Origin of the sequence: Stieleria sp., from assembly GCF_041595215.1 — a bacterium.
Taxonomy (GTDB): domain Bacteria; phylum Planctomycetota; class Planctomycetia; order Pirellulales; family Pirellulaceae; genus Stieleria; species Stieleria magnilauensis.
In genome coordinates this window covers 1-10,472 of sequence record NZ_JBFHKV010000171.1, presented here as the reverse complement: position 1 = coordinate 10,472, position 10,472 = coordinate 1, and the positions used below count along the sequence as shown (strand labels likewise).

The window sequence follows — 10,472 nt, the reverse complement described above, 5'->3', positions numbered from 1 at the left end:
TGTTTCTGTCAGGAGCAGTAAGTGGGAGAGGCGTCCGGCACCATGCCGCTAAAGCCCCAACGCGTCGCGTCCCTGGGCCTCGATTTCCATGACTTTGTCCAAACGACGCTGGTGGCGTTCGCCCGGCGTGTAGCGCGCTCCCAAAAACGCGCGAACTATTTCCAGGGCGAGTTCGCTGCCGATGATCCGTCCGCCGATGCACAGCACGTTCATGTCATCGTGTTCGACGCCCTGATGAGCCGAATAGGTGTCGTGACAGATCGCCGCCCGAATCCCGGGAATTTTATTCGCCGCGACACTCACTCCGACCCCACTGCCACAGACCACGATGCCGCGGTCGGCGTTGCCCAAAATGATCTCGCGTGAAACCGCGATCGCAAAATCCGGGTAGTCGCACCGTGCCGTGCTGTCGGTGCCGCAGTCGATAACGTTGCCGACCAACGTCGCATAGGGTTCGGCAGCAAGCTGTTGGACGACCACCTGTTTGAGCGGGTAACCGGCGTGGTCGCCGCCGATGGCGACGCGCAACCGGTCGCCGGAGGGGTTCTGATCGATCATGAATGAATGGGCGGGAGGGGCAAAATACTAGTCTGGGCGGACAGTTTAGCCGCCAAGTTGAAAATTCGTTAGCCGCGAAAAGAACGTCGCCGCCATTTGTCCGCGGTGCATCGACGATCACCGTTGACCTGATCCATCAAAAAACCTAACCTAAGCCCCCCAAAGCATTTAGCTTCTCCTGTCCGATCCGGGGTGTGCCCAGAGCGGAGCGTAAATCTGGACTTTCGTCGGATTGGCCCCATATTGGCTGCTCTAGACGCGGGGGCCATTGCGCTGCCAATCTGACTCTCTTGCGGGCGAATCTGTATGCTCGCGACGAAACATACATAGAAACTTACTAAGCGATTCAGCGATGTCGTTTTTTGAAACCCTGGCAGATGTCACCGGCGCAGTCTTCGGCGGTGCCCTCAGCTCCTTTGAACGTGCGATCACGTCCGTGTTCGGATCGGCCAACGCGCGTCAAGTCACCGCACTCCGCGCCAAAGCGGAGGAGATCACGGCGCTGGAGCCGAAATATGAGGCGATGACCGACGACGAGTTGCGTGAACAGACGCAACTGTTCCGAAAACGGATCCGCGACGGCGAAACCTTGGACGACATCTTGCCCGAGGCGTTTGCGGTCTGTCGCGAGGGCGGAAAACGCTTCCTGGGCATGCGTCACTACGACGTCCAGTTGATCGGCGGCATGGTGCTGCACCAGGGCAACATCGCCGAAATGGTCACCGGTGAAGGAAAAACGCTGGTCGCGACCCTGCCGGCCTATCTCAACGCGCTCGAAGGCAAAGGCGTTCACGTCATCACGGTCAACGATTACCTGGCCCGCCGTGACATGGAATGGATGGCGCCGCTGTACATGAACCTGGGTCTGACGGTCAACGCGATCCAATCGGGGATGTCGACCGGCGAAAAACAGGCCGCCTATCGCTGTGACATCACTTACGGAACGAACAACGAATTCGGTTTCGACTACCTGCGCGACAACATGCGGCCGGCCGCCCAAGGCGACGACCGTTTCCCGCCCGAAGCCCAGCAATGCCAAGGCCCGCTGAACTACGCGATCATCGACGAAGTGGACAATATTCTGATCGACGAAGCGCGGACGCCGTTGATCATCAGCGGCCCTAGCGAGATGGATCTGGGGCGATATGCCGACGCCGACCGCGTCGCCCGGGCCCTGCGAAAAGAAGAACACTTCACCGTCGACGAAAAACAGCACAACGTCACGCTGACCGACGAGGGTGTCCGCGAAGCCGAACGACTGGCCGGTGTCGAAAGCTTCTACACCGCCGGCAACATGGAATGGCCGCACCTGATCGACAACGCGCTCAAGGCCCACTACCTGTACAAGTTGGACGTCAACTACGTCGTCAAAGATCGCCAGATCGTGATCGTCGACGAGTTCACCGGTCGCTTGATGGACGGCCGGCAATGGAGCGACGGGTTGCACCAAGCGGTCGAAGCCAAAGAAGGCGTTCCGATCAAACCGGAAACCCAAACGTTTGCCACCGCCTCGCTGCAAAACATCTTCAAGATGTACAAGAAGCTGTCCGGCATGACCGGCACCGCGATGACCGAGGCCAACGAGTTCTGGAAGATCTACAAGTTGGACGTGATCGCGATCCCGACCAACCGCGTCTTGCAACGGATCGAACATCCCGACGTCATCTACCTGACCGAAGAATTCAAATACAAAGCGCTCGCTGAAGAGATCGAACGGACCAACAAGTGGGACGTCCTGGGATTGAAGGACGGAACCGAACGGTGGGGCAAGATCACCGAGGAACAGAACGACCAGGTCAAGTTCATTGGTAAGGGCGAAAAGAACCCTGACACGATCCCCAAATCAAAGATCACCTCGATCGAATATGCCGGACGCCCCGTCCTGGTCGGTACCGTCAGTATCGAAAAGAGCGAAAAACTGAGCCTGTTGCTCGAACGCCGTGGCGTCAAACACGAAGTGCTCAACGCCAAACAGCACGAACGGGAAGCCGACATCGTTTCCCAAGCCGGACGCAAGTACGCCGTCACGATCGCCACCAACATGGCCGGTCGTGGTACCGACATCATCCTCGGCGGGAACCCCGAAACCAAAGCCTGGGCGCAACTGCAACACAAGTACGCGACCCGTTTGGATGTCCCCGACGACGAATGGAATGAGTTGGTCGAATCGATCGACAAAGCCGAAGGCATGAGCGAGCAGGGCGAGCACGTCCGCGAACTCGGCGGGCTGTACGTGCTGGGAACCGAACGTCACGAATCGCGACGCATCGACCTGCAGCTTCGCGGGCGTTGCGGACGCCAAGGCGACCCGGGCTCGAGCCGCTTCTTCTTGTCTCTCGAAGACGACTTGATGCGGATCTTCGCCGGCGAGTGGGTCAAGAACATGATGGAACGGATTGGCATGAGGGAGGACGAGCCGCTGGAGTCCAAGCTCGTCACGCGCCGAATCGCTGCCGCCCAAAAGAAAGTCGAAGAACGCAACTTCGAAATGCGAAAGAGCTTGCTGGACTATGACGAGGTCATGGACGAGCAACGAAAACGCGTCTATCGCTATCGCCAAAACCTGCTCGATGGCCACAGCTCTCGGACGATGATTTTGGATCTGATCCGATCCCAGATCCAAGAACAGGTCGAAACGTTCTTGGAACCAGGCTACGGCGCCGAAACGTTTGCCTCCTTCGCCGGCGCCCAACTCGGCTGCACGCTGGATCCCAAGGATTTCCAAAACATGGAAATCTCCATGGCCACCAGCTACGCCCGCGAACAAGCCGAGCGAGCCGCCGAAGTCACGGTCGAAGAAACGGTCGAAGAAAACCTGCCCGAAGGCATGGAGGACGAATGGAACTGGCAGGCGCTCGCCAAATGGTGCAACACCTCCCTGGGCACCAACTATCAAGACCATCAACTGAAAAAGATGGAACGTGATGAGCTGATCAACACCTTGATCGAGAAGAGCCATCAAGCCATCGAGAAAGTCGATCTCAGTGAAGGCGAACCGTTCCTCGATGCCGACTACGGACTCCGCGTCCTTTGCGGTTGGATGCGTCACCGGTTCGGAATCGAAACCACCCCCGAAGAGTTTCGCGATGTCGAAGATCGGCGTGCGGTCACCAAGGCGTTGGTCTCACGCGCCGAAGAAGCCTACGCCGAAAAAGAAACCGAATACCCGGCGCTGGCCGGTATCTCGCAATTCACCGTCCAGCAAGGTGCTCAAGTCATCTTGGATCGCGAAAACCTGGTCGGCTGGATCAAACGTCGATTCGAGAAAGCCGTCGACATCGATGAGGTGCCGCTGAACCGTGACGACCTGAAAGCGCAACTGATCCAGTTCAGCCGCGAAACCAGTGACTCCGCCGGCGCCATGTACGCCAAAGCCGATGAGATGGTCCAAAACGTGTTCGGTGATGTCCAGGATGATACGACCGCCGCGGTCGCAGCCAGTGGCACCGACAAATTGGAAACCCTCGCCGCGTGGATGAAAAACGAACTGGGGGCTTCGATCGAAGCGGAAGACCTGGCGCGGATGAATCGCGAAAAACTCACCCTGGCCGTCGACGGTGCCGTCGATGATCGCTTCCATCCCGAAATGCGACGCATGGAACGCCAGATCTTGCTGAACATCGTCGACGACGTCTGGAAAAATCACCTGCTGACGATGGACCACCTTCGCAGCAGCGTCGGATTGAAAGGCTATGCCCAACTGGATCCCAAAGTCGAATACAAACGCGAAGGCATGCGACTGTTCGACCACATGTGGGAATCGGTCGGTGAACAGGTCACCGGTTTGATCTTCCGCATGGAATCGTTCAACCAAGACTTCATCCGCAGCACCTGGGTCGACGCCAAAGCACGACACGATGAAGTGCACTCGGTCGCCAGCCAAGCGGGCACGGCCACCGCGACCAAAGCCGCCACCCAAACGGCCGCACAGCAGGCCGCCGAAGCGAGCAACCAGCAAACCGATGCCAAGCCCGAGCCGATTCGAAACACCGGCGTCAAAATCGGTCGCAATGATCCCTGCCCCTGCGGCAGCGGCAAGAAATACAAAAATTGCTGCTTGAGGAAATAGCGAATCAATCCACCCAAACCAGGCGGAGCCTGGGCACGAGAACGAACCACGCCCCGAGAACGGAATCTCAAATGTTCGCCAACGCCGTCTACCTGATCGCACTTGCGGCGCTCTCCCCGTGGATTCTGTATCGCCGCATCCGACACGGACGATACCGCCGCGGATGGCGACAGAAATTGCTGGGCCTGTCACGTGCCGAGGCACGTCGCCTGGTCGGTGCAGCGCCGACATCGCAGTGCATTTGGCTGCACGCGGTCAGCGTCGGCGAAGTCAACTTGCTCGGCGGGCTCGTCAAGCGTTTGCAGAGTCAGTTTCCGCAGACGTCGATCGTGATCAGTTCTAGCACCGACAGCGGATACGACTTGGCGGTCCGGCGGTTCGGAACCGAGCGCGTGTTCTTTTGCCCGCTCGACTTTTCGTGGGCGGTCAAGCGCACCCTGGCCCGGCTTGAACCGAAACTGTTGGTGCTCGCCGAACTGGAACTCTGGCCGAACCTGATCAAGACCGCCCGACAGCGAAACACCGACGTGATCGTCATCAATGGACGGTTGAGCCAACGCAGCGCCGCCGGCTATCAACGATTCGGATGGCTGACGCGCCCGATCTTTACGTCACTGAGCAGCGTTCAATGCCAAGACGAATCTTCGGCAGACCGTTTCGTTGCCTGTGGAACGCCACGGTCACGCATCGCCATCAGCGGTTCGCTCAAATTTGACGATGCCCCGCAATCGCGCGAATGCGTCGAGGTGCAGTCGCGAGCGAGATGGGCAGGCAGCGATCCCTGGCACATGGTCTGGGTCGTCGGCAGCACGCAAGACGGCGAAGAAAAAATGGCGTTGGACGTCTACCGACGGCTCTGCCAACGTCACTCCGAATTGCGGTTGATCCTGGTGCCACGCCACCCCGAACGGTTTGACCGCGTGGCGCAATTGATCGATGCCGAAGGGCTGCTCGCGCACCGTCGCTCGCGAGACGGTTCGTTGGAAGATTTGAAATGGACCGCCGATCGAGTCCTCTTGATCGACACCATCGGTGAACTGCGGCACTGGTGGGGCGTCGGCCAGATCGCCACCGTCGGCGGCACCTTCGGCGACCGCGGCGGACAAAACATGCTTGAACCGGCCGGCTACGGCAATGCCATCGCTTTTGGTCCGGACACGCGAAACTTCACCGACATCGCACAACGGCTGCTCGATGCCGGTGGCGCGGTGCGGGTGGCCGACTCGATTGAATTGGAAGCGTTCCTCGAGCGTTGTTTGACCGATATTCCGGCAGCCGATTCGCTCGGCCGCGCTGCCAAGCAGGTCGTCGAACAACACCGCGGCGCGACCAAACGCACGGTCGACGCCATCGGCCAGCTCCTTGGCTCGGACCATCAGTCACAACGACGCGCGGCTTGAACCGCCGATTCGCTGCTTCGCAGCGCGGGAGGATGCGCCTAAAGGCTGGACACCAACATGCGCTGGTGTCCAGGCTTTAGCCGCTCCATCTTGCTGCTTCGCAGCGCGGGAGGATGCGCCTGAAGGCTGGACACCAACGTGCGCTGGTGTCCAGGCTTTAGCCGCTCGATTCGCTGCTCCGCAGCGAAACGATTGCAAAGACAGCGATCGTCATCATCACGCACACTCTATCGAGCGGCCAATTGGCTCTGCGATGGAAGGTGCGTGATGTCGGCCCGTGCTTCATCGATCAGACTTCGCAGGAATGCTTTGGCTTCCAAGTAGTCGCTCTTTTCGTAGTACGCGACGTTTGCTTTCAGTTCGCGTTCGATTCGCTCAATCCAATCTCGCATCGGCAGAAAATGATCGGGGTTGATGCGTCCGACGCGGCTGCGTTGATCAAACACCAGATCGATGGGGCCGCGAGCCTTTTCATAGTAGCTCGACCGCAGCAAGATCGGCCACGCGACTTGCCCGGTCATCGGGTCGACGGGGCGACGGCGCGGGACGCTGGACACCAACCGCTCCTCGGCCTGTTTCTGCTGGCGAACTTGTTCACCGCGTGCGTGCAGGTGACCGAAACGACTTTGTGAATTGATCTGTTTTCGTTCCAAGCGGGTGGCCAGGAATTCGACACTGTTTTGCATTTCCAACCGGTCGGCATGCAGGTGTTGCGTCCGAGCGCTGGCGTTCAAGACGTTTGCCGTTGCCGCCGCCCTGAGCAATTCGGCACGCCCGAAGGCGGGGTCATAGCTGTAGCCGTGATGGCGGTATCCGTAATGGACCGGACGGACGTAATGGACTCGGTGGTGCGAGACGTGTCCGCTGTGACAGTGCCCCGAATCACACCCGCTGGAGCTCGACTGGGCCGCCGCCGGATCCGCTGCCGCCAAGATCGAGAGCAACACAACCGAGCAAAAAGCGACGTTTGCAAAAGCAACCTTCATCGAACAAATCCCCGTGAAATGACTGGTTTGACGTGCCAACACCCAGCCAAGCGGAGCAAACGGGGCGGTGTTACAGAAAAACGCGTCAGAGGCCCCAAGCCAGGGAAAGGTCTACCTGGTGCCCTGTCAGAATTGAGACTTCGGATTGCGATTGCCGAGCGGAACAGGGGGGCAAGCAGTAACTTGCGGAGCGACAAAACGACTGCTGAGCCCACGGATCGCAGCGCGAACCCACGGATGGTTGGCCCCCTGTCATCGGTGGGTTCACGCTGCCACCTGTGGGTATTATTTCCGATGGTTCGCCGTCAAAGCCCGGTCGGCGCCGATTTGGACTTCATCCGATTGATCAGCGGAACCGTCACCGCGATGATCATCAATGTCACGGCCACGGGAAATGGGATCAGAAACAGCCCCAGGACACCGATGACAAACAACCAGACCGCCGGCTCTTGAATCCAACCTTGGAACCGACCGCGGAACGGCCACATCAGGATGATCGCCAAACCGAATGTCAAAAGCGTGATGCCGTTGACCAACAGGTCCTCAAGCGACTCGCGTTGCGTAAACGCCTGCGTCAACGGCGGCCCCTGGTCGATCGAATCCAAGCGTCGGATGGCGACCACATCGAAACTGGAAAAACGATGTTGTGCGAACAGCGTCTGCGGCAATCTGGGATTCGATTGCAAGAAGCGTCCGGCCAATTGCAGCAGTTGGCGGTCATAGGCATCCCATCGCTTTTGGGCGTCGCGATTAAGACTCGATCCGTCCGCCGCCATCGGAGACGCCTCCGCCGGACCGGAGTCCGACGTCGGCTGAGCGGACGTTGCGGAACCCTCGGTCGCCTGCGCGGTGCGGTTGGACGCCGCATTGTCCGAGGTGTTGCCCGAGGTGTTGTCGCCCGGTTGCGGGGGCGTCTCGACCATCCGAAACACGTGGCCGCTGCGGCCTGCGATTCCGTGGTAGCGGGCAATCCATGGCAACAGCCAACGTTTGATTTCTTCGTCGCTTCGTTCGGCCAGCATGTCACGGGAGCGATCGATCGCCGTGACGACACTCTCGGCCAACGCAAAGGCACGCATCGTAGCTCGTCGTTCGAGATCACGCTCGGGGCCCTCCCCGAGACCGACCTGTTGCTCAAGTTTCAATTGTCGATTTTGATCGGCCAGGGGAGCCTGATAAAACGTGACCCAAATGTCTCGCGTCGGCACGCCCACCAAGTCGCTCAAGTAGTGGGTGATGGCTCGTCCGGCGACCGGGACTTCGACCAAGACTTCCAACGATTGCGGAAGCCGGCTGTAGGCGAGCGGAACACGCAGCTTGGTTGGAGGAGGCGGCGTTGTCTCGTCAGCGCCCCGCTCTGCATCATTCGCGTCGGGGTCGGAATGCAAATCACTCAAGTCCACCTCGCGGCCGGCAGACCAGATTCCGATACAGGTCGCCCCGACCGGCAAGGCGACCGAGACTTCACTCCGGGTTTCCGGTAGCACGTCGAATCGCTGCAAAACCAGCGCGTGATCGCCATCTAGAAACACCCGGGCGTCACAAGACAGGGCCAGCGGATTGATCGTCGCCTGCAACAGTGGTTCTAACTCGATCGACCAGTTGGTTTCGATCGGGGTGTAAAAGGAATAGCGTTCGGGCGATTCCACCTCGTTTTTGAATGAATCCAACCACCCTGTCGTGGCCTTGACCGAACGCACCGACTGGGCACGCCATTGAATCGCCTGGGTCGTCAACTGGCCCGGCACCGCGATTCGGTGGTTGCGTAGCCTGGCCCCCAGCACTGTCACCGCTGGCACACTGACTCGGACCTGATCCCGGTTCTTCAGGCTACCGGTGATCTGCACGCGGCGGACTTGCTCGTCGCCACGTTCCGATGGAACGGCGTCGTCGGGCATCGCGACGCGGATCACCGTCACGACGTCATCGCTGGACTCGCGTTTCGCCCAGACCCGTGCGCCGGTCACGTCCAGGTCGGCCGACCAACGTGTCGGCATCGTTAAATCGACGTAGTCGGGTCGCTTGCCGCCGGGCAATTCCAACAGCGTGTCGCAAAACCACTGCCCGTCGGAGTATCGCATCCGGGTGATTTGATCACAGGTAAAAATCGAACCGGCGGCGCGACGGCTGACCACGATCTGGTCGTCCGCCGACGGTGTGCTGCCGGAGCGGGAATCCACCACCGGAATCCGTCCGGCCAACAAATCGTCCTTCGTCAACGCGGCTGGGGTCCACTTGTCGACGGGGTCGTCGCCATCGGGCACGGCGTTGTCAACGGGCGCGTTCGGGGTTTGGGTGCTCGGGGTTTGCGCGTTCTGGCGTTGCGTATTCGGGGGCTGGACCACCGTCACGTCGAGCGAGCGTTCACGCGTGATGCGATACGTCTCGTGGGTCTGGCCGTCGGAAGAGATCGCAAATCGGGGCAGCGAGGTCCGTCCCCGAATCGGGACCAGACTCTCGGCAAACAACTCGATCTTGGTGGTCCCATTGATTCGGTTGTCGCCGATCGCCAATTCGGTCTGCAGCCCCGTCGGCGTCTGGACCGTCAGGGGCGTGATGGACGTGACGGCTTCGTCGTTGACAAAACAATTGACCAATCGAAAGCGTGGGGGAATCGAGACGCGGATGCGTTGCAGACTCGGTCTCAGGTCGACCAGATCCGCCTTCAACCGGAGTTCCATCTTGGTCTCGGCGACGTGCAATCGGTGATCCAGTTTGACCGTCGGGGTCGGATATTTGTCTTGCAACAGAACAAAGGACGGGAACGACTCTTCGATCACAAAGGCGCGTTGAATCTTTCCGGGGTAGCCTCGCCAAACGGCCAGAAACTCGTCTTCGGTTGCCGGTTGCGATCCCTTTGCCAATTCGGAAACGCGAATCGACGCGGCCGACTCGATGGCGAACAAGGTGGGGGATGAACGCTGGGACGCCGACGCGAAGACCTCGGGGATCGGCATTGTTTCACTGTCTTCGGTCGACGTCGGGTCGTTGAGCACCGACGGGAGCCGCCACAACAACCGGATCGGCGTGCTCAGACTGGATTGTTTTTCGAAGCGGTAGATTCCACTGCCGAGTGTCGCGTTGGCGTTTGAGGGGCGGTCGGGGCTATCGACAAGATCCGATTCGGCCATCGCCCAACCGACCGACGTCAGACTCGGTGGCGGCCCACCGAGAATCGTCAATTGCACCGTGTCGCCTTCCCGGAGTGTTTCTTCCGGTTTGATTTCACACTCGACAATCGTCGCTTCGATCCCGGCCGAAATCCGGTAGGCTCGGCTCAGGTTCTGCGCAGCGGTCTGCCCGGGACGCTTGACCGGTCGACACCGAATCGACAACTCACGGATCGGCCCCAAGTCGGCTTCGTATCGCCCCAATTCGGGACGGAACAACGACCGTCCCATTGGATCACCGAGCGAATCGACCTGGATTTCACGCGGCGCCTCGACGATCAACGTTGCC

General features: G+C 59.7%; 5 protein-coding genes. 2 read left to right on the top strand and 3 right to left on the bottom strand.

The annotated features are described in order from the left end of the window. Positions 1-48 precede the first annotated feature (48 nt). Positions 49-558 (bottom strand): ribose 5-phosphate isomerase B, encoded by a 510-nt coding sequence (gene rpiB, locus ABX749_RS09130; protein WP_145219434.1) that lies wholly within the window; start codon positions 556-558, stop codon positions 49-51. A 352-nt stretch (positions 559-910) separates the two neighbouring features. On the opposite strand from rpiB, the gene ABX749_RS09125 reads away from it, so the two are divergent. Beyond that, complete coding sequence (locus ABX749_RS09125; RefSeq protein ID WP_372895703.1) at positions 911-4,627, top strand: SEC-C metal-binding domain-containing protein; 3,717 nt, start codon at positions 911-913, stop codon at positions 4,625-4,627. A gap of 71 nt (positions 4,628-4,698) precedes the next feature. Continuing rightward, entirely contained in the window at positions 4,699-6,027 is a 1,329-nt protein-coding gene (locus ABX749_RS09120; protein ID WP_372895702.1) for a 3-deoxy-D-manno-octulosonic acid transferase, read from the top strand. A 227-nt stretch (positions 6,028-6,254) separates the two neighbouring features. Here the strand turns inward: ABX749_RS09120 and ABX749_RS09115 are convergent, their stop codons facing one another. Both ABX749_RS09115 and ABX749_RS09110 read right to left on the bottom strand, forming a co-directional pair. Continuing rightward, the gene (locus tag ABX749_RS09115) at positions 6,255-7,013 is read right to left on the bottom strand and encodes a hypothetical protein (RefSeq protein WP_372895701.1); all 759 of its coding nucleotides are present in this window, start codon (positions 7,011-7,013) and stop codon (positions 6,255-6,257) included. Positions 7,014-7,318: 305 nt separating this feature from the next. Then, the coding region (locus ABX749_RS09110; RefSeq protein ID WP_372895700.1) for a hypothetical protein at positions 7,319-10,472 on the bottom strand (3,154 nt) is incomplete at its 5' end.

What these genes read in the sequence shown, in the direction of transcription:
- ABX749_RS09120 (WP_372895702.1), top strand. Translation starts at nt 4,699, where the DNA reads ATGTTCGCCAACGCCGTCTACCTGATCGCACTTGCGGCGCTCTCCCCG.
- ABX749_RS09125 (WP_372895703.1), top strand. Translation starts at nt 911, where the DNA reads ATGTCGTTTTTTGAAACCCTGGCAGATGTCACCGGCGCAGTCTTCGGC.
- rpiB (WP_145219434.1), bottom strand. Translation starts at nt 558, where the DNA reads ATGATCGATCAGAACCCCTCCGGCGACCGGTTGCGCGTCGCCATCGGC.
- ABX749_RS09115 (WP_372895701.1), bottom strand. Translation starts at nt 7,013, where the DNA reads ATGAAGGTTGCTTTTGCAAACGTCGCTTTTTGCTCGGTTGTGTTGCTC.